The organism is Blautia sp. HCP3S3_C12 (assembly GCF_052064155.1).
GTDB lineage: Bacteria > Bacillota > Clostridia > Lachnospirales > Lachnospiraceae > Blautia_A.
Genome location: NZ_JBQHWC010000003.1, coordinates 82,028 through 108,842, shown reverse-complemented (window position 1 = coordinate 108,842; position 26,815 = coordinate 82,028). Strand labels below are relative to the sequence as shown.

The following is a 26,815-nucleotide window of genomic DNA, read 5'->3' as shown; positions in this document are numbered from 1 at the left end:
AACTTTATATCTACGAATTTTTATAGAAATGTTGAGAGGAAGGGAGTCAGTATGACTGATAACTATAATGATGACGAAGTGATAGATCAGGAAGAGAAAAAACAGGAGAAATTCTGTTTTCTCTGCCGCAGGCCGGAGAGCAAAGCCGGACCTATGATCGAACTGCCGAATAATATACATATCTGTACAGATTGTATGCAGAAAAGCTTTAATTCCATGAACCAGCAGTTTAATGATGGAAAATTTAATTATGCGGATCTGATGAATATGCCTAATGTGAGTATGATCGATCTGAGAAGTTTTCAGAATCCCGGACAGCAGCCCAAAAAGATCCATAAGAAAAAGAAGGAAGAAAAGGCAGAAAAACCGGTTCTGGATCTGAAAAATATTCCTGCACCACATAAGATCAAAGAAACACTGGATCAGTATGTGATAGGACAGGAGAAAGCCAAGAAAGTAATGTCAGTAGCTGTTTACAATCATTATAAAAGAGTAGCTACGGATACCATGGATGAGATTGAAATTGAGAAATCCAATATGCTTATGATCGGACCTACCGGCTGCGGAAAGACTTATCTGGTAAAAACTCTTGCAAAGCTTCTGGACGTACCTCTTGCCATTGCTGATGCAACTTCTCTTACAGAGGCTGGCTATATCGGAGATGATATAGAGAGTGTAGTATCCAAGCTTCTGGCTGCTGCAGATAATGATGTGGAAAGGGCAGAGCATGGAATTATCTTTATTGATGAAATTGACAAGATTGCCAAGAAAAAAAATACCAATCAGCGTGATGTCAGTGGAGAAGCAGTGCAGCAGGGAATGCTGAAGCTTCTGGAAGGCAGTGAGGTAGAGGTTCCGGTTGGTGCCAACAGCAAGAATGCCATGGTGCCTCTTGTGACGGTAAATACCAGAAATATTCTTTTTATCTGTGGGGGAGCTTTTCCGGATCTGGAGAATATTATTAAAGAGAGACTGAACAAACAGGCATCTATTGGATTTTATGCAGATCTGAAGGATAAATATGATCATGATCCTCACCTTCTGCAGAAGGTTACAGTGGAGGATATCCGAAGCTTCGGAATGATTCCTGAGTTTATCGGACGTCTGCCGATCATCTTTACTTTGGACGGGCTGTCTGAGGATATGCTGGTCAAGATATTGAAGGAGCCAAAGAACGCAATACTGAAGCAGTATCAGAAGCTTCTGGCATTGGACGAGGTAAAACTGGAATTCGAGGAAGGGGCCCTTCATGCCATAGCTGCGAAGGCACTGGAAAAGGATACAGGAGCCAGAGCCCTGCGCGCGATTCTGGAGGAATATATGCTGGATATTATGTATGAGATTCCAAAAGACGACAATATCGGAGAGGTTGTGATCACAAGGGAATATATTGAAGGCAATGGAGGTCCGAAAGTTCAGCTCAGAGGGCAGGAGCGGATTGAAAAACGATAACTGTAAAATGCAGAACAGTTAAGAAAACCATATATTTTATATTTTAGAAAGGAGCCGGTATTATGGGAACAGATTTTTTGGACGGTATCGTAAAAACATTTTCAAAAACAACAAAGGAGCTTGGAAAAACAACAAAAGAGCTGGGAGCCCGCGCAGAGCAGACTATTGAGACTCAGAAAATCCGCGGAAAAATTTCCGGTGAAGAGCGGACAATCGAAAAATTGAAAGCAGATCTGGGAGACATCATCTACAAGAGACATGCTGAAGGAGAAGGCATTGACGGTGAACTCAGTGTAATCTGCCAGGAAATTGATCAGCATTTTCTGAAGATCAGAGAGTTTAAGGACAGTGCGGCTAATCTCAGAGGAAAGAAAATCTGTCCTTCCTGTGAGAGGGAAGTAGATCTTTCTGTAAGCTTTTGTCCATATTGTGGAACGCCCTGTCCAACACCGGAACCTACAGAATCTGTAGAGGATCCTGTGGAAGCATCCGAAGAGGAGACAGATGAGAAAGGTGAGCCTGCAGAGGCGGAAGCAGAGACAGAAGCTGCCCAGGGGAGTGCAAAAGCAGAAGAGCCGGAGAATCCGGAAAATGCAGAATTCCAGAAGGAACAGTCTGTGGAGGAAAAAACAGAGGAAGCTGTGGAGAAAACAGAAGTATAATTAATATAAGGTTATGAGAAATACAAAGAGAACTGAGAAACCAAATAAAATTTGGATACTTAGTTCTCTTTTACACCTGTATTAAGAAAAATATATTTTACAGATTTGTAAAAATTTTACATTATAATTAAAAAAATGTTGCAATAGGCAGAGAAAAGTGATAAGGTTATATCGTATCAGAGACAGATTGTAACTGCGATGAATGTAACGGTCCGGCACACAGCCGTGAAAAAACAATAATTTTGAAAAGACAGGAGAGAATAAGATGAAAAACAGAAAATTATACCAGTTATTAATGGCAAGCGTGATCAGTGCAACGGTACTGACATCAGGAATAGGGGTCAGTGCGGCTGACTTCAGTGATTCAGCTGTTGAGACATCTGTAAGTGAGGATGAGACTCCGGTAGCAGAGGAAAGTGAGGAGTTTAGTTCTGATGCTGCAGAGGCTGCTTCCACAATTGCAGTGAATACTACTAATTTTCCGGATAAAAAGTTTTACAGCTATGTGCTGGATCATCTGGATACCAATAAGGATAAGAAGCTTTCAGATGCAGAGATCAAGGCAGTGCAGACACTGAATGTGTCTGGTCTTGGGATTTCCAATCTGAAGGGAATCGAGTATTTTACTTCCCTTACTACTCTGGATGCATCAAAGAATAAGCTTACATCTGTGAATCTGACAAAGAATACGAAACTGACAAGCATTAATGTAAGCGATAATGCTTTAAAGGGAACATTGAATCTTAGCCGCTGTACAGGAATGGTAGCTGTTCTTTGCTCTAATAATAAACTGACTAAAATCGCAATGCCAAACATTAAATATCTGAAAAAACTGGATTATATCAATGCCAGCCACAATAATTTTGTATCTCAGGCAAATCTGGGACTTTCTAACATTTCCAGTGATTATCTGAAGAGCCTTACAGAGGTTGATGTAAGCTATAATGCTCTTACATCTTTTAACTGTTCCGGTTTTGCAGGACTGAGCCTGAATCTGGCAAATAACAAAATTACAAAGCTTTCCGGTGGTAATGACGGATATCAGGTAGCTGCTCTGTACATTGAAGGAAATTCTCTCAGCCAGACCTCATCTGTTGACTTTACACCTGAATGGGTTCGCGAGCCTCAAAGATTTAGTTGTGATTCAGCAGTGCGTGGTAAGATAAAAATGGTAAAGGCAAAAGTTTCTGCTTCTGCTTCCTGGGATGAGATCAGCCTGAACATTGGTTCCACTTCTCAGGATGCAAGCTATAAACTGGAGAGAAAGGCAGGAAACGGGGCTTATCAGACTATTAAAACCTGGGGAAAAGGAGATCTGGATGATCCGGAATTTGGAGACAGCTACACAGACAGCAATGTTACTCCGGGAACAACTTATACATACAGACTGACTGCTACTGTTATGGTGCAGGATAAGAATAAGGTAGAACAGCCATGGACAGGAACTGCAGAGGTTAAAGCCAGGGCAGCAGCAACCAGACCGGCTATTTCCGTGAAATCATCCAAGGCAAAAACTGCAACTGTTAAATGGGCAGCGGTAAAGGGAGCAGACGGATATCAGGTATATTATGGAACTTCCAAAAATAAAATGAATTCTGCAGTTACAAAAGGTACAAAATCTTTGAGCGTAACAAAAACTGGTCTTGGAAGTAAGAAAACATATTATTTCAGAGCCAGAGCGTATAAAGTAGTAAATGGCAAGAAGGTATACACTTCCTGGAGCGGAGTGAAGGCTGTAAAAGTTAAATAATGAATGGCTGACAGGAACTTACTGTGAGGATGTTTCCGAAAGGAGGAAGGCTGCTTGAGGAAAATACTGAAAAAGGTGATATTTCTGACTGCAATACTTCTCATATTGCAGTCAGGAACTGTAAGTGCTATAGCTGCCCAGGCTCAACCGGCAGTCCCTGTATTGAAGGGAACGGTAAAGGGGGATACAGTAACTCTGCAGTGGAATAAGGCAAAGGGATTCTCCGGATGTCAGATATTTTTATATTATAAGTTATATAAAAAATATCGTAGTCTGGGAAATTATCCTGCAGGAAAGAATCAGCTGATCCTAAAAGGTTCACAGAATAAGGTATATAAATATAAAATCCGTTCCTACACAAAGAAGAATGGAAAAGTGATATACAGTAAAATGTCAAAAGTATTGACAATTAAGACTGCTCCTTCCAGTCCTGCGGTCAGCCAGGTAAAAAGGAGCAGCGATACAGAGGCATTGATTACCTGGAGTAGGGTTTCGCCGGCAGACGGATATCAGATTTTTCGTGCTGATTCTGAGCAGGGAAAATATATAAGGGTAGGAGTTGCATCTGGAAATAGGGTACTTTCTTTCAGGGATAATACCTTGAATGAAGAACAGGATTATTATTATCGTGTCCGTGCATATTGCAGAAATCCTGATGCAGTGGTTTATTCAGGTTATAGTGAGCCTGTTAAGGCATGCAGGCCTGCACTGAAACCGGTGATCATTCTGGGAGATTCCCGGACTGAAGAGCTTCGGGAGTTCACAGGGGACGATAAGGTTGCATGGATCTGTAAAGGAAGTATGGGATATGTATGGCTTCGTGATACTGCTGTAAAAGCAGTGGATGAACAGATTCAGGGGAATGAGGATCTGTTTTTCTGGCTGGGAGTGAATGACCTGGATAATATTGATAATTATATCAGCCTGCTTAATGAGAAGATTCCCCAGTGGAAGCAAAAAGGAGTTCGGGTACATATCCTGGCAGTAGGACCTGTAGAAATACCGGATGAATATGCGGACAATAAGACAATCAAAGCATTTAATAAAAAAATGAAAGCGCAGATTGCAGGAGCTGATTTTATAGACCTGTATTCCTGGCTGACAACGCAGGGGTATAAGACTGCTGATGGAACGCACTATGACAGAGAGACCTGCATGAAGATATATAACTATATTATGAGTCAGGTGCAGTAACGGATAAAACAGGCGAGGCAATGCATACGGCTGATAGCTTTGGAAATAAAAAAGAAAATAAAAGGGAAGGCATGATTTATTTCGGATTCTGATAAATCGTGCCTTCCCTTTTTGCGGTTATGATAAGGTTGGTTAAAAAAGACAAAAAAATAATGCAGAAGATGGGACTTGAACCCACACGATATTGCTACCACAGGCACCTGAAGCCTGCGCGTCTGCCAATTCCGCCACTTCTGCATTTCTCTTATGAATCAATCGCTCACTTGCGACTGCTCATTTATAATAACCGATATATACATAAAAGTCAAGCATAAATTTTAAATTTTTTTAATTTTTTTTTGAATACGAAAAAAACCTACAATAAACAAAATAATTCACATAGAATAAATATATTTTGTTTATTGTAAATATCAGTATAGAAAAAATATGTCTGGCATGATAAGATGAAAATATAATGTCAGAGACAAGAGACATTTGACTGGTCTTCATTTTGTTCAGGGAAAGTTTTGGGCGAAAAAAGAAAATTTTATGTCATAGGAGGTTGAAATAACCACTTTCTTGTGATACAATCTTGAAGATTTAGGGTTGCATCAGTTTGTAACCATTCAGTAAAATAGATTGATAAGAAAGGGAGATTGTATGAAAGCATTTCTGATATTAGAAGATGGCCATGTTTTTACTGGTACAAGCATTGGTTCCACGAGAGACGTGATCAGCGAGATCGTTTTTAATACTTCCATGACCGGATATCTGGAAGTAATGACAGACCCTTCCTACGCAGGACAGGCAGTATGTATGACATATCCATTAATTGGAAATTATGGTATCTGCTATGATGACCAGGAATCCAGAAAACCATGGGTTGATGGTTTTATTGTCCGTGAATTATCCCGTATCCCCAGCAACTTCCGTAGTGTGGATACCATTCAGCATTTCTTAAGTAAACATGATATTCCAGGTATTGCCGGAATTGATACCAGAGCATTGACAAAGATCCTCAGAGAAAAAGGTACCATGAATGGCATGATCACTGTCAATGAGAATTACGACTTAAATACAATTATTCCCCAGTTAAAAGCATATACAACAGGTAAGGTAGTTGAAAAGGTAACCTGCCGTGAAAAGGAAGTATTAAAAGGTAATGGTCCAAAAGTAGCTCTGCTGGATCTGGGTGCAAAGAGAAACATTGCACGTTCCTTAAATGAGAGAGGATGCCAGGTAACCATTTATCCGGCCCTTACACCGGCTGAGGAAATCTTAAAGGATTCACCGGACGGAATCATGTTAAGTAACGGCCCTGGAGATCCTAAGGAATGTACTTCCATTATTGGGGAAATTAAGAAACTTTATGATTCTGAGGTTCCGATTTTTGCAATCTGCCTTGGACATCAGCTGATGGCACTGGCAACAGGCGGAGATACACATAAGATGAAATATGGCCATCGTGGTGGAAATCATCCGGTAAAGGATCTGACAACAGGAAGAGTTTATATTTCCTCTCAGAACCACGGATATGTAGTAGACGCTGAGGACCTGGAGGCAAAAAATATTGCGAAGCCTGCATTTATCAATGTTAATGATGGCACCAATGAAGGAATGGCATATGAAGGAAAGAACATTTTCACAGTGCAGTTCCATCCGGAAGCCTGCCCGGGACCGCAGGATTCCAGCTACCTGTTTGACAGATTTATGGATATGATGGGAGGAAATAAATAATGCCAAGAAATAAAGACATTAAAAAAGTACTTGTAATTGGTTCCGGCCCGATTATCATCGGCCAGGCTGCAGAGTTTGACTATGCAGGAACACAGGCCTGCCGTTCTCTGAAGGAAGAAGGTCTGGAGGTAGTTCTTCTTAATTCTAACCCTGCCACCATCATGACAGACAAGGATATTGCTGACAGAGTATATATTGAGCCTCTGACAGTAGAAGTAGTAGAGCAGCTGATCCTGAAGGAAAAGCCTGACAGTGTACTTCCTACACTGGGAGGACAGGCAGGACTGAATCTTGCCATGGAGCTGGATGAGAAAGGCTTCTTAAAAGAACATAATGTAAGACTGATCGGTACCACTGCTGAGACTATTAAGAAGGCCGAGGACCGTCAGGAATTTAAGGACACTATGGAGAAAATCGGAGAACCGGTTGCTGCTTCCAAGGTTGTTACCACAGTAGAAGATGGACTGGCTTTCACTAATTCCATCGGCTATCCTGTAGTTCTCCGCCCTGCCTACACACTTGGCGGAAGCGGTGGCGGTATTGCCTACAATGAAGCAGAGCTTCGTGAAATTCTGGAAAACGGACTTCGTCTTTCCCGTGTAGGTGAGGTTCTGGTAGAGCGTTGTATTTCCGGATGGAAAGAAATTGAATATGAGGTAATGCGTGACAGTGCAGGTAACTGCATCACAGTCTGCAATATGGAAAATATTGACCCTGTAGGCGTGCATACCGGTGACTCCATCGTAGTAGCACCTTCTCAGACTCTGGGAGATAAAGAGTATCAGATGCTTCGTACATCTGCATTAAATATTATTACAGAACTGGGAATCACAGGTGGATGTAATGTACAGTATGCCCTTCATCCGGAAAGCTTTGAATATTGTGTAATTGAGGTTAATCCTCGAGTAAGCCGTTCCTCTGCGCTGGCTAGTAAAGCTACCGGTTATCCTATTGCCAAGGTTGCTGCCAAGATTGCGCTGGGATATACTCTGGATGAGATTCCAAATGCCATTACCGGCAAAACCTACGCAAGCTTTGAGCCGATGCTGGACTACTGTGTAGTTAAGATTCCGCGTCTTCCTTTTGATAAATTTATTACAGCAAAGAGAACTCTTACCACTCAGATGAAGGCTACCGGTGAGGTTATGAGTATCTGCCATAACTTTGAAGGTGCCCTGATGAAGGCAATCCGGTCTCTGGAACAGCATGTGGACAGCCTGATGTCCTATGATTTCTCTGAGCTGACAGATGATGAACTGCTGTCAGAGCTGAAGGTTGTGGATGACCGCAGAATCTGGAAGATTGCAGAGGCTATCCGCAGAAATATGCCTCAGGAAGAGCTGCATAATATTACCAAGATTGACCGGTGGTTTATTGATAAGATTGCGATCCTGGTAGAGATGGAGCAGGCACTGAAGAGCCAGGAGCTTACAAAAGAGCTTCTTCTGGAAGCAAAACGTATGGAATTCCCTGATTATATCATTGCAGACCTTGCCGGAAAGACCGAGGCAGAGGTAAAAGCACTCCGTCAGGAATGGGGAATTAAAGCAGCTTATAAGATGGTTGATACCTGTGCAGCAGAGTTTGCAGCAGAGACACCATATTATTATTCCGTATACGGTGATGAGCAGACAGAGAACGAAGCTGCAGCAACACCGGATAAGAAAAAAATCCTGGTACTTGGTTCCGGTCCTATCCGTATTGGTCAGGGTATTGAGTTTGACTTCTGCTCTGTACATTGTACATGGGCATTTGCCAAGGAAGGATATGAGACAATTATCATCAACAATAACCCTGAGACAGTAAGTACTGACTTTGATATTGCAGATAAGCTGTATTTCGAGCCTCTGACTCCGGAAGATGTTGAGAATGTAGTAAATGTTGAGAAGCCTGATGGAGCAGTGGTTCAGTTTGGTGGACAGACTGCCATTAAACTGACGGAAGCTTTGATTAAGATGGGTGTGAAGATTCTGGGAACATCTGCAGAAAATGTAGATGCAGCGGAAGACCGTGAGCTCTTTGATGCGATCCTGGAAAAATGCCAGATTCCAAGACCAAAGGGACACACTGTATTTACTGCTGAGGAAGCTAAGAAAGCTGCCGGAGAGCTGGGATATCCGGTACTGGTTCGTCCTTCTTATGTACTTGGTGGCCAGGGAATGAGAATTGCAGTCAGTGATGAGGATGTAGAAGAATATATCGGAATTATCAACCAGATTGCACAGGAGCATCCGATTCTGGTGGATAAATACCTGATGGGTAAGGAAATTGAAGTTGATGCTGTATGCGATGGTGAGCAGATCCTGATTCCTGGTATCATGGAACATATTGAACGTGCAGGTATCCACTCAGGAGACAGTATTTCTGTATATCCGGCTCAGACGATCAGTGAAAAGGCAAAAGAAACCATTGCAGACTATACCAATCGTCTGGCACAGGCTCTTCATGTAATCGGTATGATCAATATCCAGTTTATTGTATGCGGTGATGAAGTGTATGTAATCGAGGTTAACCCTCGTTCCAGCCGTACAGTGCCATACATCAGCAAGGTAACTGGTATTCCGATCGTTCCTCTTGCTACCAGAGTTATTCTGGGACATAAGCTGAAGGATATGGGATATGAGCCTGGTCTTCAGCCTGAGGCAAAATATTTTGCAATTAAGATGCCGGTATTCTCCTTTGAGAAGATCCGTGGCGCTGATATCAGCCTTGGACCGGAGATGAAATCCACAGGTGAATGTCTTGGTATTGCAGAAAGCTTTAATGAAGCACTGTACAAAGCATTTCTGGGAGCAGGAATCCGCCTTCCGAAGCATAAAAATATGATCATCACTGTAAAGGATGAGGATAAAGAAGATATTATTCCGATTGCAAGAAGATTTGAAGCCCTTGGTTACAGAATCTATGCAACTCTGGGAACTGCAAAAGTTCTGAAAGAGAATGGAATTAAAGTGATCCGTACCAATAAACTGGAACAGCCGTCACCAAACCTTATGGATCTTATTCTTGGACATAAGATTGATGTTGTTATTGATACTCCGCCTCAGGGAGTTGAGCATCAGAAAGACGGATTTGTGATCAGACGTAATGCGATCGAAACAGGTGTGAATGTCCTGACTTCTCTGGATACAGCAGAGGCACTGGCAACCAGCCTTGAGAATACAGATCTGAACAAATTATCTCTGATCGATATTGCTACGATTGCAAGAAGATAATATGAAAAAACAATGACCGCTTTTCACATAGGGGAGAGGCGGTCATTTCTTTGAATAAGAGAATAAGAAAGGAAGTCAAATATATGCTTGAAATGTTGAAGGTTATTTTCCTTGGTATTGTGGAGGGAATCACAGAGTGGCTTCCCATCAGCAGTACAGGACATATGATCCTTGTGGATGAGTTTCTGAAGCTGAATGTAACAGAGGAATTTAAGAATCTGTTTTTTGTAGTGATCCAGCTGGGAGCAATTTTGGCAGTAGTAGTTCTTTACTGGAATAAACTGTGGCCGTTTTATATAAGGCCTGTCTCCGCAAAAAAACAGGCAATTCTGGATCGCCAGCCGACAGTATCCAGAGGAATTCTTACCTTTGTGGAGAAATTTTGTGACAAGGATAAATGGGTACTGTGGTTTAAGATTATAGTGGCCTGTATTCCTACAATTCTCATAGGACTGCCATTTAATGATGTGATTGAAGAGAAATTCAACAATTATGTGGTAGTTGCAATTGCTTTGATCTTCTATGGAATACTTTTTATTGTTATTGAGAACTATAATAAAAGAAGAAAGCCAACCTGTACCAGTCTGGATAAATTATCCTTTAAGACGGCATTTATTATTGGACTGTTTCAGGTATTATCTGTTATTCCGGGAACCTCCCGTTCTGGTTCTACCATTATTGGAGGTATTCTTGCAGGTACTTCCCGTACAGTAGCTGCAGAATTTACTTTTTTCCTGGGAATTCCTGTAATGTTTGGTGCCAGTCTCCTGAAACTTCTTAAATTTGGATTTTCTTTCACAGGAACAGAATTGATGATCCTGATTGTGGGAATGGTTGTGGCATTTGTTGTTTCTGTTATTGCAATCAAATTCCTGATGGGATATATCAAGAAACATGATTTCAAAGTATTTGGATGGTACAGAATTGTACTGGGTATCCTGGTACTGGGATATTTTATGGGTAAAAATTTAATCGCGTAACTCTAATATCTAATAAAAAAAGCTCTGTCCAAGGACAGGGCTTTTTTGAACTGAATCAAGCAGCGAAGCAGATTGCGAATACCTGTCTGACATTTGATAAATATAATTCAGACAGGGTGATTTTCGGAATATTTAATATAGTCTACTACCATCATCGCCAGCTTAAATGTCAGCGCATCTTCAAATGTGCGGATATCCAGTCCAAACTTCCGCTGAAGCTTTTCGAAGCGGTACACCAGAGTATTTCTGTGTACATAAAGCTGTCTGGAGGTTTCTGAGAGATTCAGGTTGTTTTCAAAGAAGGTACGGATAGTGATGAGTGTTTCTTCGTCAATAGAATCCAGTGTTTCCTTATGAAATATCTCATCAATAAACATTTCACAGATGGAAACAGGAAGCTGGTAGATCAGCCGGCCGATTCCCAGCTGATTATAGCCAAAGACATTTTTTTCTGCATAGAAAATCTTACCTACTTCCAGGGCAGTATGAGCCTCCTTGTAGGTATCAGGCAGTCTGGAAATATCCTCTGCAATATTGCTGTAAGCAACCCAGGCAGAGGTCATAGCTTCTGTATTCAGCATATCCACAAGCATACAGGCAATAGAGTCCAGATCGTCATAGTTTTCTGTAGATTGGAGTTCACGGACAATGATAATTCCGGAATCATCAATGGCTGTAATAAAATCCCTGGTTCTGGCAGAAAAAATATTCCGAATGGTTGCCAGTGCATTTTCGTCTTTACTTTGCTTGGTTTCCACAAGAAAAACTGCACGACGGACAGATGTGGCAATATGAAGTTTTTTAGCACGATTAAAAGCATCCATCTCGGAATAGGTACCTAAAAGGAGGTTCTGCATAAAGGTGTTCTTGTCATTTTTTTCAGCGTAGGCAGTAAAGAGACTGTGAATCTGGCATACAGCCAGTTCTCCGATGGTAGAAGCAGCTTCTCCTTTGCCCCAGACAATAAGCAGATAGGAGTCGGTCTGGATTTCTGTGAGTTTATAGAGACAGCAGCTGGTATTGGAAACGCAGAGGGCGTTGCTCTGGCGAAATTCATCCAGTTTCTTTTGGGCAGGCAGTTTTTTGTCGCAGGTGGAGACAAAGACATTATTTTCTGAATCTATCAGGCAGAAATCCAGCTGGCTGATATTTTTCCAGTCAGTGAGACATTTCTGCAAAATCTGTTGTATTTTCATTGAACTGGTCCTTTCTCATATTATGAGGTACATTATAACACAAAAACCCGAGGATTTCTCCTCGGGTTTTTAAAAAGATTCCTAAAATTAGTTGCAGATTGTAAGTTCTGTTTCTTTGTCGAAGAAATGAGCTTTCTCCATATCAAATGCGAATTTGATCGGGTCACCGGTTTTTGCTGTTGTACGAGGATCAACTCGTGCTGTAACCTGAGTTCCGTCAACATCAAAGTATAAGAATACTTCAGCACCCAGAAGCTCATAAACCTTAACTACAGAGCTCATTGGAGCACTTGGAGAAGCTTCGATAAACATCTGAGAATCATGAATATCTTCTGGACGGATACCAAGAACAACTGTCTTGCCTACATAACCGTTATCTTTAAGAATTTTAGCTTTTCCAGTAGGAACAAGCAACTCATGCTCGCCAACTTTAGCAATGATATTTCCGCCTTTTTCAGAGATTGCTGCGTCAAGGAAGTTCATCTGCGGTGATCCCATGAATCCTGCAACGAATAAGTTGCCTGGTTTCTGATACAGGTTCTGAGGTGTATCTACCTGCTGAACAACACCGTCTTTCATAACAACGATTCTGGTACCAAGAGTCATAGCCTCTGTCTGGTCATGTGTTACATAGATGATTGTAGCACCCAGTCTCTGGTGGATCTTGGAAATTTCGATACGCATCTGTACACGAAGTTTAGCATCCAGGTTGGAAAGAGGCTCATCCATAAGGAATACCTTAGGATTACGTACGATAGCACGTCCCATAGCAACACGCTGTCTCTGACCACCAGAAAGAGCCTTCGGTTTACGATCAAGAAGTTTTTCAAGGTCAAGGATTCTTGCAGCTTCACGAACTGCTTTGTCGATCTGGTCTTTCGGAACTTTACGAAGTTTAAGTCCGAATGCCATGTTATCATATACTGTCATATGAGGATACAGAGCGTAGTTCTGGAATACCATTGCGATATCACGGTCTTTAGGCTCTACATCGTTCATAACTTTGTCACCGATCTTTAATGTACCGCCGGAAATTTCTTCCAGACCAGCAACCATACGAAGTGTAGTAGATTTACCACATCCTGAAGGTCCTACGAAAATGATGAATTCTTTATCTTCGATCTCCAGATTGAAATCTTTAACTGCCTGGAAACCATTTGGGTAAGTTTTGTTAATGTGCTGTAATGATAAGCTTGCCATAATTATTCTTCCTCCAAAATTATTTTATATTATTTTTGCTGATTGATTACTCGCTTTTTTCATCTGTAGACAGTATAACGAAAAGGAGGGGGGATGGCTAGGGAAGAATCGTACAAAGATTTGTTGGGTTTCTTGTCAATCTGACGAAAAGCTGGAATGGACATCCGGGGATTACGTCAAACTGTCAAAAGACATGAGAAAAACGCAGGACAAAATGACGAAATTCTGTCTGCGTTTCTCAAAATTGGAGTTAAAATATGAAGGATCTGGTGAGAGAACACGAATATTGTGCTAAAGTTACAGGGTACCCAGAGAAAGCAAATCCTCAGGAAGCATTTTTTGCAAATTCTGTGTTGACCAGTTCTGCATACGATGTACGTTCTTTCAGTTCACCTGCGTCTTCCAGGATATCCTGCAGAAGCTCAAATCCTTCCTGTCCAAACACCAGATTTTCTTTCCAGGTGTCCTGATCGTAATAGCGTTTTACAATGGCTGTGATGGTATCCAGATCTGTTTCCGGGAACTGAGGCTCGATGATTTCTGCGATTTCCTCAGGAGTGTGGTTCTGGACAAAATCCATACCTTTTTGCAGAGCATTGGTAAATTTCTGCATGATATCAGGATTCTTTTTCATATAGCTGGTTTTGGCACTATAGGAGGTGTATGGCACATAGCCGGAGTCAACACCCAGGGATGCCACAACATATCCGGCACCCTGCTTTTCAAGAGCAGTAGCAGAGGGTTCAAACTCCACAGTAAAGTCTGCTGAATTATTTCCTGTAAAAGCAGCCGCAGTGGAGCCAAAGTCAATACTCTGGTCAATAGACAGATCTTTCTGAGGGTCAAGTCCATTCTGCTTCAGAATATACTCAAATACCATTTCCGGCATGCCACCCTTGCGGCCTCCAAGAACTTTTTTGTTTTTCAGATTTTCCCATTTAAAATCCGGCATTTCTTCTCTTGCCACAAGGAAATTTCCGGCCCGCTGGGTAAGCTGTGCAAAGTTTACAACAGGATCGGTAGCTCCTTCCTGATAGGCATAAATAGATGCTTCTGCGCCCATAAATCCGATATCTGCCTCACCGGATATGACTGCGGTCATAGTTTTATCGGCTCCAAAACCAGTTACAAGGGTCAGATCAAGCCCCTCATCTTTAAAATACCCTTTTTCAATTGCTACATACTGCGGAGCATAGAAAATAGAATGTGCCACTTCATTTAAGGTAACCTTTGTAAGCGTCTTATCATCCGGACTGTCCTTTTTCTTTGCAAATACTGTTACCGGCAGAGCTGTCACAGCAAGTATAACCGCAGTTGTCAGCGCGATCCATTTTTTATTTTTCATACAGATACTCCTTTACAAACTTCTGCTGTTAAGATATGCAGGAGGCAGAGGAACCGTTCATATATATCAGTCAAATAGATGTTTTACATTTTTATATAAAAAACATCAAACTTTGTTGACAAGCCCCAAGACATTTGATAAACTTTGTCAAGTAACTTAATATTCCATGAGGGAGTAGTTAGCGCGAAAGTGTGGTTTGTCAACATTCTGATTATATTAGAGAGTATAATCTGGCAAATCTTAAATAATGAGACTCATGTATATCGATTAACAGCTTATGTATGATGCACTGGCTGGTAATTGATATACATGAGTCTTTTTTATACCACAGAAAATTGCTATGTAATGTTTCTATAGTATAAAGGCTTTCCGGGCAGAATAGCAGGATTCTTTTACGGCTGTTGGGTATACTCGTAATGGCGGATATTTCGGCTGACAATACTGTTATGGAGAATAAAAGGAGAAAACATATGGAAAAATTCATTAACAACGCCCCATTTGCCCTTGTGCTTGTATTTCTTGTAATAGGTTTTGTGCTGCTTATTAAAGGTGCAGACTTTTTCGTAGAGGGAAGTTCAAGTGTAGCAAAGAGACTGCATGTTCCGTCTATCATTATCGGACTTACCATTGTTGCAATGGGAACATCACTTCCAGAGACTGCAGTCAGTGTATCAGCTTCACTTACTGGCAATAATGAACTTGCAGTAAGTAATGTAGTCGGCTCCAATGTATTCAACCTGATGGTTGTTATTGGTGTGTGTGCAATGATCGCCACAGTAAATGTTGCAAAAGAAACAATAAAGAGAGATATTCCATTTTCTCTTATCTGTGCAGGACTTTTATTGTTTTTGGGAATTGCAGGATTTGGCGATAAAGCAGGCATGATACTTGGACATCTTGACGGTGTAATATTCCTTGGCGCCTTTGCAGGCTATATTTCTTACATGATCAAGGTTGCATTAAAGGCAAGTAAGGAAGGCAGGAAGGTTGAGATTGAAGGCGCTTCAGAGGAGGAAATCAGGCTGATTTCCGTGCCGCTCAGTATTCTGTTTATTATTGGCGGTGCGGCTGCAATCGCAGTTGGCGGAGATATTACTGTAGATGCGGCATCAAGGATAGCAAGTGACCTTGGAATGAGCCAGACACTTATCGGGCTTACGATTGTTTCAATAGGAACATCACTTCCGGAGCTTGTGACTTCAATAGTTGCAGCCAGAAAGAACGAAGTTGATATGGCGCTTGGCAATGCAATCGGTTCCAATGTATTTAATATACTTATGGTACTTGGCATTGCATCAGCAATTAGTCCCGTCAGCCTGATCACTGAGAATATTATTGATCTGTGTGTACTTATTGTATTTACAGTCTGTGTATGGATATTTGCAGGAACCAAAAAGAAAATTGGAAAAATCGAAGGATTTGCTATGGTTGCACTTTATGCGATATATGCGGTTTACATTGTAATAAGATAAAGGAGATATCAGAAAATGATATTGTTTTTTAAGATATTTTTTACTGAATTTATAGCAGAGATGGGAGATAAAACCCAGCTTATGCTTATTGCTCTTACTTCTAAACACAAGTTAAAAGATATTATACTGGGAACTGCAGCAGCAATCCTTGTACTTAATGGAATGGCCGTTCTTGCAGGTGGGCTGGTCAGTGAATTTATTCCTGGCTGGCTTATTAAAACAGCAGCAGCACTTGCATTTCTTTATTTTGCTGCATCAACAATTGCAGGAGATGAGGATGATGAAGAGGAAGAGGGTGGCAAATCAAAGATTAAGTTTGCCCCTCTTGCAGTTTTCTGTACATTTTTCCTGGCAGAACTTGGAGACAAGACACAGCTGACTGCTATTACATTTGGTGTAAATGAAGGTATGGAGGCAGCCTTTGTTGTATGGATCGCATGTTCGCTGGGACTTTTTGCAGCGGACATTCTTGGAATGTTAGTCGGTTATCTTTTAAAGAGCAAAACTCCGGATGGACTGCTTAATACAATTGCATTTATCATATTCTTTGTTTTCGGTGTATATACACTTTACCAGGCACTTAAGCTTATCAGTGCAGATGTCTGTCCAATCCCGGTATGGCCGGTGCTTATGGTTGTGACTATTGTTTTTGTTGCTTTATGTGGCTGCTTTTTTGTGAAAAAAAAGAAAAAAATCAAATAAATTTGTCATGCATAGAAATATGTGTTAAAATAACCACCGAAACTGGTTCGAAACCCTCCCAGTATAAAAAACTAGGCAAAGTAAAAAAATATTGCGGCCGTTTATGAGCTATCATAGGCGGTCTGTTTGCTGATGCTTTTGTTTATTGGAGGGATAAACAAAGGCATTTTTTACTTTGACAGAAAGGAATTAAATGAAAAAAAGAAAAGTAATTATTGATTGTGATCCGGGGATTGATGACAGTCTTGCGATTATGCTTGCACTGAAATCACCGGAGATCGAAGTGATCGGAATCACCATTGTGTGTGGAAATTCACCGGTGGAGATGGGCTTTGGAAATGCAAAGAAAATCCTGAAGCAGATGAATCGTCTGGACGTTCCCGTGTACATTGGGGAAAGCACTCCCTTAAGGCGGGATTACGTGAATGCTCTGGATACTCACGGAGAAGACGGGCTTGGAGAAAGCTTTCTGCCGGAAGTAACCGGTTATCAGCAGCAGATCAGTGCTGTGGATTTTCTTGCTGATGTATTGAAAAAAGAGAAAGTATCCATAATCGAACTGGCACCTATGACCAATCTTGCCAGACTGATCCAGAAGGATAAAGAAGCATTTTCCTGTATTGAGGAGATTGTTTCCATGGGCGGCAGCTTTAAAAGTCATGGAAACTGTTCACCTGTTGCAGAATACAATTACTGGTGTGACCCGGACGGCGCTTCCCTGGTGTATGAGACACTCCATCAGAATGGTCAGAAAATCCATATGGTGGGACTGGATGTGACGAGAAAGATTGTGCTCACGCCTGATCTGCTGGAGTATATGTGCCGTCTGAACAAGGAAACAGGGGAATTTGTAAAGAAGATTACGAAATTCTATTTTGATTTCCACTGGGAATGGGAGCATATCATTGGCTGTGTGATCAATGATCCCCTGGCAGTGGCATATTTTATCAATCCGGAACTTTGTAAAGGCTTTGATTCCTATGTACAGATTGAAACAGAGGGGATTTCTCTTGGACAGTCTGTTGTGGATTCTATGAATTTCTACCGGAAAGCATCAAATGCAAGGGTGCTGACTGAGGTAGATGTGTATGGATTCTTTCAGATGTTTCTTTCAAGGATTCTTGATCAGGAACCGGAAAAACTGGATATTTTACAAGATTTAATACGAGGAGATTTAAAATGAAAACTGAAAAAATAAGTGTACAGAAGATCTGTATGATCGCTTTTGCTATCTGCATTAATTTTGTGGGAGGACAGATTGCTTTATTTCTGAAACTTCCTATTTATCTGGACAGTATTGGAACTGTATTTGTGGCTGCTGTTCTGGGACCCTTTTATGGAATGCTTCCTAATCTGCTCAGCGGCCTGCTGATGGGAATGACTGTAGATATTTATTCCCTGTATTATGCACCGGTAGGAATTCTTCTTGGTTTTGTGACAGGTCTTGTGTACAGAAAATTCCAGCCGAAAAAGTGGCAGATATTTCCGGCTGCTCTTGTGATCACACTTCCATCTACTATAATCAGTTCCTGTATTACGGCATTTTTATTTGGAGGAATTACTTCTTCCGGATCCACTGTTCTTGTACAGCTTCTGGCAAAAACACCTCTTGGAATGGTAGGAAGCTGCTTTGTGGTTCAGTTTATCACAGATTATATTGACAGGGTTCTGTGTATTGCAGTAGCAGCAGTTCTTATTACAGCATTGCGTAAAAGTATGAAGGAGAATTTTGCCTGATGAAAGTCCTGATTACAGGCACAGCATCCGGGATCGGGAAAGGCTGTGCAGAATTTTTCCTGAAAGAAAATCATGAAGTCTATGGATTTGATAAAAATATATCCTCGATCCAACATCCGAAATATACTCATTTCTGTCTGGATATCAGAGACAAAAGCTCTTATCCGGAAATCGGACCGGTAGATATTCTGATCAATAATGCAGGGGTTCAGAATGGCGATGATATTGATGTAAATCTGAAAGGGACGATTTCTGTTACAGAACATTACGGCATTCATCCTAATATTTATTCTGTTATTATGATCGGATCAGCAAGCGGGCATACAGGTTCTGAATTTCCGGAGTATGCAGCAAGTAAAGGAGGAGTCCTTGCCTATACGAAAAATGTGGCCATGAGGATAGCTCCTTATCAGGCCACATGCAACAGTCTGGATTTCGGTGGGGTAATGACTGAACTGAACCGGCCGGTGATGGAGGATGAAAAGCTCTGGGATCAGATCATGGAACTTACACCTCTGAAACGATGGATGTCTGTGGAAGAGGCAGCAGAGTGGATTTACTTTATGGCGGTAAAAAACCGTTTCTGTACAGGCCAGAACATTCTCATTGACGGTCTGGAGGCCGGAAACTGTAATTTTATCTGGCCATAGAGTGGGTCTGAAAAATTATCTAAAAAATCATTCCTGCAATCTGCTGTTATTTTGTGCCTGAATATGATAAAATGAAAAAATAATGATAAAGAAATTTCAAAGATAGAGAAAGTATTTAACTGGAGGCGCAAAAATTATGGATATCAAAGAACAGATTCATGGATTAACAGAGGAGATGCTTACCAATCTGGGAAGGCTGGTTGCCATTGATTCTCAGCTTGGCACTCCCGCAGAGGGGAAACCTTTTGGAGAAGGACCTGCCAAAGCATTAGAGGAAGGTCTTAAGATTGCACAGGAGCTTGGATTTAAGACAGTCAATCTGGACAATTACTGTGGTTACGCAGAGATGGGCGAGGGTGATGAGATTGTTGGTATTGCCGGACATCTGGATATCGTACCTGTAGGCGGGGACTGGAGTTATGATCCTTTTAAACTGACACGCGAGGGTGATTATGTTTACGGTCGTGGAACAACAGATGATAAGGGACCTGTTCTGGAAGCTCTTTATGCAATGAAGCTTCTCCGCGATTCAGGTGTGAAGCTGAACAAGAGAGTACGTCTCATTATGGGATGTAACGAGGAAACAGGTTCCAAATGTATGGAACATTATAATGAAGTGGCAGAAGAATTATCCTGTGGCTTTACCCCGGATGCCAGTTTTCCGTGTATTCATGGCGAAAAGGGACTTCTGCAGATGATGGCTTATTCCAAGAACACGAAAATCATCTCTGCAGATGGTGGTTTTGTTTTTAACGCAGTATGTGATTCCTCCACAATAGTTGTTCCTGCCGAAGAAGGACTGAAGGAGAGACTGGAAGCTGTACTTGCAGAGACAAAGCTTCAGGAATATAAGGTAACAGAGGAAAAGGGACAGATCAGTATCTATGCAAAGGGAGTTCCGGCACATGCCAGCACTCCGACTCTTGGTGTCAATGCAATAGGTGCTACTTTTGAATGTCTCGCGAAAGCAGGATTTAAGGACGATTTTGTGGAATTCTATAATACACATATCGGTACATCCTGCGATGGTGAAGGCATTGGACTGAAATTTGCAGATGAGTATGGTGAACTTACTCTTTGCAATGGTATGATCAAAACAGAGAATGATGTGATCTCCTGTACAATTGATATCAGAGTACCTGTAACACTGAAATCAGATGAAGTCCGCAGGATGTGTGAGGGCAGACTTGAGGATGAGAATGGACGTATAGAGATTCTGGGAATTGGTGATGCCTTATTTTTCCCAAGAGAATCACCACTGGTAAATGCTTTATACAAAGCTTACACAGATGTAACAGGCGATACAGAGAACAAGCCGATGGTGATCGGTGGCGGCACTTATGCAAAGTCTCTTAAGAATATCATTGCATTTGGACCTGAGAAGCCGGGAATCGATTATCGTATCCACAGTGCAGATGAATTTATCCTCGTATCCGGCATGGAAGAGGCAGTTCTAGTCTATATGGAAGCAATTAAGAATCTTCTGGCAATCTGATGAAAAATGATAGAGCAGTTATTAAATGGAGAGCAGAACATGAAGTCAGCAGTATTTTTCCCTGGTATCGGGTATCATTGTGACAAGCCGCTTTTATATTATTCACGAAAGCTGGCGCAGGAATGTGGCTATGAAGAAACAATTGCATTAAGCTATACTTATGATGGCGGAAATATCCGGGGAAATGAAGAAAAAATGCAGCAGGCATTCGAAAGCCTTTATGAACAGGCAGAGAAAAGTCTTTCTGCCATTGACTTTGACAAATATGATGAAATATTATTTGTCGCAAAAAGCGTAGGCACGATCATAGCATCCGCATATGCAGAGAAACACAGCATCAGATGCCGGCAGATACTATACACACCGTTGAAATACACATATAATCTTGTTCATAGAGATGCCATTGCCTTTATCGGAACTTCAGATCCATGGAGTATTGTTTCTGAAGTACAGGCTCTTTCACAAAAACAGCAGGTGCCAATGTATACTTATGAAAATGCAAACCATTCACTGGAAACAACAGATACACTGGAAAATCTGAAAATTCTCCAGGATGTTATGGGGAAAACTAAAGGATTTTTGAAGCGGAAATAAGAAAAAGCATATAATCATATTGAGTAGATGCGTGCAGAGAAGTGTCAAGAAACTATTTCTTGACACTTCTTTTTGCTCCATGCTATACTCGATTACACAAACTGTTCTGTGTGAAAGTGTTTTCCATAATGTCTCTTTGAAGGTGGTGATATTAATATGAATTTTAAAGACCAGATACAGCAGATTTTTGGAACAACAGATATTCATGAACTGAAGCAGATATCCAGAGATGCCGACAATTACAGAGGTTTGAATGCTGATATGAATAACAGCAGTATTTCTGAAAAGAAGAAAAATACCGGAAGAAAAAATTCGTTTACAGAAGAACAGCTGGCACATATTTTGGCATTGCAGAACCGAGGAGAAAAAATTACAGATATTGCCAGACAGTACCATGTTTCCCGCCAGACGATTTACAGTCAGATAAAGCGAGCCTATAATTTTTCTGATGATCCGGATGTGAAAATGCGCATGAATTTTATGAATCATGATGATCTGTGTACAACGATAGATATTGATTTCAGGCATGAAAAAATCAAGATTAAAAACTACACAGATCAGATTATTTTCCGGGCATTTGGAGTTGTAACTGATCCGGATTGGGCTGATTTTGAATATTTTCTGGAAGAACGCTGTTTTCCCAGAACACGCGATCACAGGAAAGATATTCTGAGAGAGATGGGGCTTCCATTTTATGATCCGTTATTAATTATTGAAAAAACACAGGGGCGCATGTCAGATGATCATCAATGGATTATGATTCTGAAAAAGGAGGGCTGATCAAAAATGGAAATTCGCAATTTTGATGCATATTCTCCCTTGCATAAGAGCGGTCATACTTCCAAGGGAGATCAGCTTAAATGGAAAATTGATGACAGGTGGTATAAGGCTGATTATATGGGATATGAAGGTTTATCTGAAGTTCTTGTATCTGACCTTTTGCAGAAGAGTACTTGTCCTTTTCCTTTTGTTGAGTATGAATCAGCTGTAATTGAGTATAATGGGAAAATATTTCAGGGCTGTTCCAGTTTGGATTTTCTGAAAGCAGATCAGATTCTGATTCCGCTGGAAAAATTGTATCGTCGATATACAGGTGAAAGTCTGGCAGTAAAGCTCTCATATTTTGCAGATGTTTCGGAACGCATTCAGTACCTGGTAACTCAGGTGGAAGAAATTACAAAAATAGATAATTTTGGAGCATATCTGACTGCAATGCTGGAAATAGATGCATTTTTCATGAATGAGGACAGACATACTAACAATATTGCGGTCATTTATAATGAAAAAACACAGAAATATGAACTGAGTCCTTTTTTTGATCAGGGACTTTGTATGTTTGCCGACATAAATCAGGATTATCCTATTGATCAGTCATTGGAATATTGTCTGGAAAAAATTGAGGCGAAGCCATTTAGCTCGGATTTTGATATACAGTTGGATGCAGCAGAAGAACTGTATGGCATTCAGATTGGTTTCCAATTTACGTTCAAAGATATTCAGATATACTTACAGAAAAATTCGGAAAATTATCCCAGGGAAGTAATAAGACGTGTGGAGCAGCTGTTAAGAAGGCAGATGCGTAAATATGGGTATCTGATGAAAAAATAATATTACAGAGAGAACGTGAAGTTACAGGCAGGTAAAGGTTAAAAAAGTCATTTACCTGCCTTTTCTGGTAAATTTTTGTAACAGCTGTGAGTCGGAGACTGTCAAATCAGTCAATGATACTATACTGCATCATTTCATAATGTAATCTGCATCCTTCCGTAATCTCAAAGGGCAGAAGTGCCCGTGCTACGAGCTTCAGTTCTTCTTCAGGCAGATCTGTTCTGCGAAGATGTGCATAGTCACCGTCAATAGATTCTACGATATAATCACAAACTAACATAAAAATCCTCCACTTTATATTTTGCGTAACGCAATGATCATATCTATAGAATAGCACAGAGAAAACGGGTATCACAAGTGCCTTCAGATTATATAGACATAAAAAGAGGGCAGTGTTATAATTTTTCCTAAAGAAAATGCATATGGGAGGTATCGCAATGTCTAAAGTTGTAAAGCTTTCATCCGTAATGGAAAGGGAAGAAAAATTAAAGGAAATCTATGAAGGTCTGGAAGAGATAAAAGATCAGCTGACAGCACTGATCGATGAGTATGAAGAAGAGGAGACACACACAGGAAAAGCAGATGAACTGATCGAAGCCCTGGATGCCCTTGAAGATGCTTCGGAAACTATAGAGGATGTGCTGGAAAATTAATGAGGGAGAAAGCATATTTTCACCTGCCCGGGCTGTTTGAGTTTTATGAACTGTATCGGATGTTTTTGCCATTATATCGGGAACACAGGGAATATTTTTATGACTGGTGCGAAATAGGTTCCGTATATGGTGCTCCGGCAGACTGTGTCTGGGGTGGAGGCAGGGCAGGCTTCGGAGAGAATGATCCGGAGGAGGTTCTTGAACTGATGCAGGAATATGGGATTTCTGCCCGACTGACTTTCAGCAATTCCCTGCTTCGCCAGGAACACCTTTCAGACAGAAAATGCAATGCACTGTGCCGGTTGTTTGAGAGAAACAGAGAACCGCAAAACGGCGTGATCATTTATTCAGAATTGCTTTTGGAATATCTTAAGGAGCAGTATCCGGGACTCTATTTTGTTTCCTCCACTACCAAGGTTCTGACAGATTTTACACAGCTTGAGGAAGAGATCCGGAGAAAAGATTTTCGTTATGTTGTGCCGGATTTCCGGCTAAACAAGGCTTTTGATAAGTTAAATACATTGTCTCAGGCTGAGAAGGACAAAGTAGAATTTCTCTGCAATGAATGCTGTTGGTTTGGCTGCAGGGACAGAAAAGCCTGCTATGAAACGGTCAGCCGCAAGAATCTGGGTGAAAACTGCCCGGAGCATTACTGCAAGGCACCGGACGGGTCGAGAGGCTATCTTTTTTCAAAAGCTATGGAGAATCCGGGGTTCATTGGAATCAATGATATCCGGGATATCTATCTGCCAATGGGATTTTCAAATTTTAAAATAGAAGGAAGAGGACTCGGAAGTGCTCTGATACTGGAATTTCTGCTCTATTACATGACCAGACCGGAATACCAGATACATGTCAGAGAAAAAATCTATCTGGACAGTATGCTGGATCTGTTTTGAGAGATTTATACCACCGCATTGTGTTACTATATGACAATGTGGTGGTTTTTCTGTCCGAAAAAGTATGTAGATACCAGAACTCGGTTGCCGTAGCAGTGAAGTTGTCAAAATTATTCCGGAAACAGTTGACATAGTATACAGGTTCCTTTATTATATAGATAACCGATATATAGACAATCTATACAATAGGAGGTGAATACTATGGCCATTGAAAAATCACTGGTTTCCGGGAGTATGACAATGCTTATACTGAAATTGCTGTCAGAAAAGGATATGTATGGATATGAGATGATCGATACCCTGCGACAGAAATCTCAGAACGTGTTTGAACTGAAAGCAGGAACTCTGTATCCGTTACTGCACAGTCTGGAGGATAAGGGATTTCTGACAGTATACGAACAGGAGGCAGCCGGAAAGACCAGAAAGTATTACAGCCTGACCAGACAGGGAAGGGGATTTCTGGAAAAGAAAGTAGAAGAATGGAAAGAGTATTCTGCAGCAGTGACCAACGTGCTTGTAATGGAGGTGTGATCTATGGACGAATATCTGAAAACATTACTGGAACAGATTCGCTGTAAGAAAGCGCGGCCTTATGTAAAACAGGAATTTCAGGATCATATAGAAGATCAGATCGAGGCAAATATGCAGGCAGGCATGGATCGTGAACAGGCAGAGAGGGAAGCTGTCCGGGATATGGGAGATCCTGTGGAAACAGGAATCTCTCTTGACAGTGTCCACAGGCCTCAGGTTGCATGGAAACTTCTGGGGATAATCGTTCTTATCAGCATTGCAGGCGTTTTGATACATGCAGGGATTGTCGGAAAAATCACTGAGAACGCTGCGGCCGGTTCGGACAGATATGTGTTCCATGTTTTGATCGGACTTGCAGTTATGATGATTTTATATCTTCTGGATTACACTGTACTGGCAAGATTTTCGAAAATAATTGCCGTCATTTTACTATTTGTCTGCCTGATTACCTTGTTGGGAGGCTGTCAGATAAATGGGGCAAGATATTTTATTGTGCTGCCAGGAGGAAGAGGAATATCCATGCAGACTCTGATGCTGTTTTATGTTCCCATATATGGAGCAATTTTGTATAAATATCATGGATGGGGATATAAGGGCTTGATGAGAGCAATCATATGGATGATTGCACCGGTTATATTGGTCTGTGCCATGCCTGCGTTTATGACAGCTTGTGTGATGCTGGTATCTATGCTGGTTATGCTGACAATCGCAATTCGAAAGAACTGGTTTACTGTGAGAAAAAAGAGAGCCATGTGCGGAATCTGGGCTGGTTTTCTGGCTATGCCTGTGGCAGCTTTTCTGATCAGGTATCTGAGAAGCAGCTTGACAAAATATCAGATCGCACGTGTACAGGCTATTTTTTCAGGTGGTGGAGAAAAGGATTATTTCACCGGAATGCTGCATTCATTCTGGCAGCAGAATAAATGGATAGGGAAAAGTGGATCAGATGTAATGGGAAATCTGCCGGCCTTTAATGCGGATTATATTCTGACCTATCTGTCATCTGTATATGGAACAATTGCAGCCATACTTTTATGCTGTGTTCTGGCAGTTTTGATTTTTGCAGTTTTTAACACTGCCATGAGACAGAAGAATCAGCTTGTCATGATGATGGGATGTGGATGTGGAATTGTATTCCTTATAAACTTTTTCATAAATATCCTGGAAAATCTGGGTATATTTCCACAATCAGTAACATTTCTTCCCTTTTTATCAGCAGGAGGAAGCTGCATTATAGTTTCCTATGGACTGATGGGGATTGTACTGAGTACATACAGATATAAAAATATCTATCCACGGCATCTGAAAATAGGTTTCAAATTCGATAAAACTAAAGCAAGAAAAGCTCTGTATGTCTCAAAAATGTCCATGTGTATATTGACAGGAGGCACTGTTGTTGTTATGTGCGTTGCCATATATTGGGATTTGTGTAAGAGTTATATGAATATTCCGTTTAAAATTATAACCATTGTACTGATATTGCTTCTGGTTGGAAATATGAGAAAGATTGTGCAGCACAATGAAATGAACAGATAGAAAATGTAAAAAAATGTATTAAGAAAAATACCGCCATATTGATTGTGATAAGTCAATATGGCGGTATCTTTATCCGTTAACTATTTGGAGTAATTGACTGACGGTATAATTTCCGGAATACTTCATCTGCATTCTTGTCTTTCAGATAAATCGGTTAGGTACTCCCTTATTTGTTAAGTATAGTCCTCATTCGTGCCTTGAAAATGTCTTCGGCTGTTCTTTTGGTTT

Annotated in this window: 24 protein-coding genes, 1 tRNA gene and 1 riboswitch; of the genes, 20 read left to right on the top strand and 5 right to left on the bottom strand. The window is 41.0% G+C overall.

What is annotated here, in order from left to right; translation table 11 throughout:
- The first annotated feature begins 51 nt into the window (after nt 1–51).
- From clpX to ACTNDS_RS04530, 4 genes are all read left to right on the top strand, one after another.
- Entirely contained in the window at nt 52–1,452 is a 1,401-nt protein-coding gene (clpX, locus tag ACTNDS_RS04545) for an ATP-dependent Clp protease ATP-binding subunit ClpX (protein WP_441033981.1), read from the top strand.
- A 62-nt stretch (nt 1,453–1,514) separates the two neighbouring features.
- Entirely contained in the window at nt 1,515–2,114 is a 600-nt protein-coding gene (locus tag ACTNDS_RS04540; protein WP_441033979.1) for a DUF7575 domain-containing protein, read from the top strand.
- Between the two features lie 265 nt (nt 2,115–2,379).
- The gene (locus ACTNDS_RS04535) at nt 2,380–3,864 is read left to right on the top strand and encodes a hypothetical protein (RefSeq protein ID WP_441033977.1); all 1,485 of its coding nucleotides are present in this window, start codon (nt 2,380–2,382) and stop codon (nt 3,862–3,864) included.
- Nucleotides 3,865–3,918: 54 nt separating this feature from the next.
- Nucleotides 3,919–5,058, top strand: coding sequence for a hypothetical protein (locus tag ACTNDS_RS04530; RefSeq protein ID WP_441033975.1), 1,140 nt, complete (start codon nt 3,919–3,921; stop codon nt 5,056–5,058).
- 153 nt (nt 5,059–5,211) lie between these two features.
- Here the strand turns inward: ACTNDS_RS04530 and ACTNDS_RS04525 are convergent.
- A tRNA-Leu gene (locus ACTNDS_RS04525) sits at nt 5,212–5,295 on the bottom strand.
- A 402-nt stretch (nt 5,296–5,697) separates the two neighbouring features.
- On the opposite strand from ACTNDS_RS04525, the gene ACTNDS_RS04520 reads away from it, so the two are divergent.
- The 3 genes from ACTNDS_RS04520 (at nt 5,698) to ACTNDS_RS04510 (ending at nt 10,969) form a co-directional block, all read left to right on the top strand.
- Nucleotides 5,698–6,774: a carbamoyl phosphate synthase small subunit gene (locus ACTNDS_RS04520; protein WP_186994156.1), complete on the top strand. Its 1,077-nt coding sequence runs from the start codon at nt 5,698–5,700 to the stop codon at nt 6,772–6,774.
- Nucleotides 6,774–9,989, top strand: a complete 3,216-nt coding sequence (carB, locus tag ACTNDS_RS04515) for a carbamoyl-phosphate synthase large subunit (RefSeq protein WP_441033972.1) — start codon at nt 6,774–6,776, stop codon at nt 9,987–9,989. Before ACTNDS_RS04520 ends, carB begins: the two co-directional genes overlap by 1 nt.
- A gap of 83 nt (nt 9,990–10,072) precedes the next feature.
- A complete protein-coding gene (locus tag ACTNDS_RS04510; protein ID WP_441033970.1) occupies nt 10,073–10,969 on the top strand; it encodes an undecaprenyl-diphosphate phosphatase in 897 nt (298 codons plus the stop codon).
- A 107-nt stretch (nt 10,970–11,076) separates the two neighbouring features.
- Here the strand turns inward: ACTNDS_RS04510 and ACTNDS_RS04505 are convergent, their stop codons facing one another.
- From ACTNDS_RS04505 to ACTNDS_RS04495, 3 genes are all read right to left on the bottom strand, one after another.
- The gene (locus ACTNDS_RS04505; RefSeq protein WP_433845111.1) at nt 11,077–12,165 is read right to left on the bottom strand and encodes a PucR family transcriptional regulator; all 1,089 of its coding nucleotides are present in this window, start codon (nt 12,163–12,165) and stop codon (nt 11,077–11,079) included.
- Nucleotides 12,166–12,252: 87 nt separating this feature from the next.
- A complete protein-coding gene (locus ACTNDS_RS04500; protein WP_441033967.1) occupies nt 12,253–13,365 on the bottom strand; it encodes an ABC transporter ATP-binding protein in 1,113 nt (370 codons plus the stop codon).
- A 325-nt stretch (nt 13,366–13,690) separates the two neighbouring features.
- A complete protein-coding gene (locus tag ACTNDS_RS04495) occupies nt 13,691–14,710 on the bottom strand; it encodes an ABC transporter substrate-binding protein (RefSeq protein ID WP_441033965.1) in 1,020 nt (339 codons plus the stop codon).
- Between the two features lie 470 nt (nt 14,711–15,180).
- On the opposite strand from ACTNDS_RS04495, the gene ACTNDS_RS04490 reads away from it, so the two are divergent.
- The 9 genes from ACTNDS_RS04490 to ACTNDS_RS04450 all read left to right on the top strand — a co-directional run bounded on the left by ACTNDS_RS04490 (nt 15,181) and on the right by ACTNDS_RS04450 (nt 22,968).
- Nucleotides 15,181–16,182: a calcium/sodium antiporter gene (locus ACTNDS_RS04490; protein WP_441033963.1), complete on the top strand. Its 1,002-nt coding sequence runs from the start codon at nt 15,181–15,183 to the stop codon at nt 16,180–16,182.
- 15 nt (nt 16,183–16,197) lie between these two features.
- Nucleotides 16,198–16,884, top strand: a complete 687-nt coding sequence (locus ACTNDS_RS04485) for a TMEM165/GDT1 family protein (protein ID WP_441033961.1) — start codon at nt 16,198–16,200, stop codon at nt 16,882–16,884.
- A 36-nt stretch (nt 16,885–16,920) separates the two neighbouring features.
- A riboswitch (PreQ1 riboswitch) is annotated at nt 16,921–16,965 on the top strand.
- 112 nt (nt 16,966–17,077) lie between these two features.
- Nucleotides 17,078–18,067 carry a nucleoside hydrolase gene (locus tag ACTNDS_RS04480; protein WP_118758797.1) on the top strand — a complete coding sequence of 330 codons (990 nt, stop codon included), beginning with the start codon at nt 17,078–17,080 and terminating at the stop codon, nt 18,065–18,067.
- The gene (locus ACTNDS_RS04475) at nt 18,064–18,621 is read left to right on the top strand and encodes an ECF transporter S component (protein WP_008706068.1); all 558 of its coding nucleotides are present in this window, start codon (nt 18,064–18,066) and stop codon (nt 18,619–18,621) included. Before ACTNDS_RS04480 ends, ACTNDS_RS04475 begins: the two co-directional genes overlap by 4 nt.
- On the top strand, nt 18,621–19,271 hold the full coding sequence (locus ACTNDS_RS04470) for an SDR family NAD(P)-dependent oxidoreductase (protein WP_019160766.1): 651 nt from the start codon (nt 18,621–18,623) through the stop codon (nt 19,269–19,271). The genes ACTNDS_RS04475 and ACTNDS_RS04470 overlap by 1 nt, the downstream gene beginning before the upstream one ends.
- 136 nt (nt 19,272–19,407) lie before the next feature.
- Nucleotides 19,408–20,766 (top strand): M20 family metallopeptidase, encoded by a 1,359-nt coding sequence (locus ACTNDS_RS04465; RefSeq protein ID WP_441033958.1) that lies wholly within the window; start codon nt 19,408–19,410, stop codon nt 20,764–20,766.
- 39 nt (nt 20,767–20,805) lie between these two features.
- The gene (locus ACTNDS_RS04460) at nt 20,806–21,360 is read left to right on the top strand and encodes an alpha/beta hydrolase (protein ID WP_441033956.1); all 555 of its coding nucleotides are present in this window, start codon (nt 20,806–20,808) and stop codon (nt 21,358–21,360) included.
- A gap of 156 nt (nt 21,361–21,516) precedes the next feature.
- A complete protein-coding gene (locus ACTNDS_RS04455; protein WP_441033954.1) occupies nt 21,517–22,140 on the top strand; it encodes a helix-turn-helix domain-containing protein in 624 nt (207 codons plus the stop codon).
- Between the two features lie 6 nt (nt 22,141–22,146).
- Nucleotides 22,147–22,968, top strand: a complete 822-nt coding sequence (locus ACTNDS_RS04450) for a hypothetical protein (RefSeq protein ID WP_441033952.1) — start codon at nt 22,147–22,149, stop codon at nt 22,966–22,968.
- A gap of 106 nt (nt 22,969–23,074) precedes the next feature.
- On the opposite strand, the gene ACTNDS_RS04445 is transcribed toward ACTNDS_RS04450, so the two are convergent.
- A complete protein-coding gene (locus tag ACTNDS_RS04445) occupies nt 23,075–23,248 on the bottom strand; it encodes a hypothetical protein (protein WP_019160770.1) in 174 nt (57 codons plus the stop codon).
- Nucleotides 23,249–23,405: 157 nt separating this feature from the next.
- Between ACTNDS_RS04445 and ACTNDS_RS04440 the strand changes: the two genes are divergently transcribed.
- The 4 genes from ACTNDS_RS04440 (at nt 23,406) to ACTNDS_RS04425 (ending at nt 26,587) form a co-directional block, all read left to right on the top strand.
- Nucleotides 23,406–23,621, top strand: a complete 216-nt coding sequence (locus ACTNDS_RS04440; RefSeq protein WP_022379879.1) for a hypothetical protein — start codon at nt 23,406–23,408, stop codon at nt 23,619–23,621.
- The gene (locus tag ACTNDS_RS04435) at nt 23,621–24,520 is read left to right on the top strand and encodes a hypothetical protein (RefSeq protein WP_441033949.1); all 900 of its coding nucleotides are present in this window, start codon (nt 23,621–23,623) and stop codon (nt 24,518–24,520) included. The genes ACTNDS_RS04440 and ACTNDS_RS04435 overlap by 1 nt, the downstream gene beginning before the upstream one ends.
- A gap of 201 nt (nt 24,521–24,721) precedes the next feature.
- Nucleotides 24,722–25,051 (top strand): PadR family transcriptional regulator, encoded by a 330-nt coding sequence (locus tag ACTNDS_RS04430; RefSeq protein ID WP_019160773.1) that lies wholly within the window; start codon nt 24,722–24,724, stop codon nt 25,049–25,051.
- 3 nt (nt 25,052–25,054) lie between these two features.
- The gene (locus tag ACTNDS_RS04425; protein WP_441033947.1) at nt 25,055–26,587 is read left to right on the top strand and encodes an FtsW/RodA/SpoVE family cell cycle protein; all 1,533 of its coding nucleotides are present in this window, start codon (nt 25,055–25,057) and stop codon (nt 26,585–26,587) included.
- The last annotated feature ends 228 nt before the right edge of the window (nt 26,588–26,815 follow it).

Bases quoted from the DNA above. Each gene is read 5' to 3' on its own strand.
- clpX (WP_441033981.1), top strand. From the start codon at position 52: ATGACTGATAACTATAATGATGACGAAGTGATAGATCAGGAAGAGAAA.
- ACTNDS_RS04540 (WP_441033979.1), top strand. From the start codon at position 1,515: ATGGGAACAGATTTTTTGGACGGTATCGTAAAAACATTTTCAAAAACA.
- ACTNDS_RS04535 (WP_441033977.1), top strand. From the start codon at position 2,380: ATGAAAAACAGAAAATTATACCAGTTATTAATGGCAAGCGTGATCAGT.
- ACTNDS_RS04520 (WP_186994156.1), top strand. From the start codon at position 5,698: ATGAAAGCATTTCTGATATTAGAAGATGGCCATGTTTTTACTGGTACA.
- carB (WP_441033972.1), top strand. From the start codon at position 6,774: ATGCCAAGAAATAAAGACATTAAAAAAGTACTTGTAATTGGTTCCGGC.
- ACTNDS_RS04510 (WP_441033970.1), top strand. From the start codon at position 10,073: ATGCTTGAAATGTTGAAGGTTATTTTCCTTGGTATTGTGGAGGGAATC.
- ACTNDS_RS04505 (WP_433845111.1), bottom strand. From the start codon at position 12,165: ATGAAAATACAACAGATTTTGCAGAAATGTCTCACTGACTGGAAAAAT.
- ACTNDS_RS04500 (WP_441033967.1), bottom strand. From the start codon at position 13,365: ATGGCAAGCTTATCATTACAGCACATTAACAAAACTTACCCAAATGGT.
- ACTNDS_RS04495 (WP_441033965.1), bottom strand. From the start codon at position 14,710: ATGAAAAATAAAAAATGGATCGCGCTGACAACTGCGGTTATACTTGCT.
- ACTNDS_RS04490 (WP_441033963.1), top strand. From the start codon at position 15,181: ATGGAAAAATTCATTAACAACGCCCCATTTGCCCTTGTGCTTGTATTT.
- ACTNDS_RS04485 (WP_441033961.1), top strand. From the start codon at position 16,198: ATGATATTGTTTTTTAAGATATTTTTTACTGAATTTATAGCAGAGATG.
- ACTNDS_RS04480 (WP_118758797.1), top strand. From the start codon at position 17,078: ATGAAAAAAAGAAAAGTAATTATTGATTGTGATCCGGGGATTGATGAC.
- ACTNDS_RS04475 (WP_008706068.1), top strand. From the start codon at position 18,064: ATGAAAACTGAAAAAATAAGTGTACAGAAGATCTGTATGATCGCTTTT.
- ACTNDS_RS04470 (WP_019160766.1), top strand. From the start codon at position 18,621: ATGAAAGTCCTGATTACAGGCACAGCATCCGGGATCGGGAAAGGCTGT.
- ACTNDS_RS04465 (WP_441033958.1), top strand. From the start codon at position 19,408: ATGGATATCAAAGAACAGATTCATGGATTAACAGAGGAGATGCTTACC.
- ACTNDS_RS04460 (WP_441033956.1), top strand. From the start codon at position 20,806: ATGAAGTCAGCAGTATTTTTCCCTGGTATCGGGTATCATTGTGACAAG.
- ACTNDS_RS04455 (WP_441033954.1), top strand. From the start codon at position 21,517: ATGAATTTTAAAGACCAGATACAGCAGATTTTTGGAACAACAGATATT.
- ACTNDS_RS04450 (WP_441033952.1), top strand. From the start codon at position 22,147: ATGGAAATTCGCAATTTTGATGCATATTCTCCCTTGCATAAGAGCGGT.
- ACTNDS_RS04445 (WP_019160770.1), bottom strand. From the start codon at position 23,248: ATGTTAGTTTGTGATTATATCGTAGAATCTATTGACGGTGACTATGCA.
- ACTNDS_RS04440 (WP_022379879.1), top strand. From the start codon at position 23,406: ATGTCTAAAGTTGTAAAGCTTTCATCCGTAATGGAAAGGGAAGAAAAA.
- ACTNDS_RS04435 (WP_441033949.1), top strand. From the start codon at position 23,621: ATGAGGGAGAAAGCATATTTTCACCTGCCCGGGCTGTTTGAGTTTTAT.
- ACTNDS_RS04430 (WP_019160773.1), top strand. From the start codon at position 24,722: ATGGCCATTGAAAAATCACTGGTTTCCGGGAGTATGACAATGCTTATA.
- ACTNDS_RS04425 (WP_441033947.1), top strand. From the start codon at position 25,055: ATGGACGAATATCTGAAAACATTACTGGAACAGATTCGCTGTAAGAAA.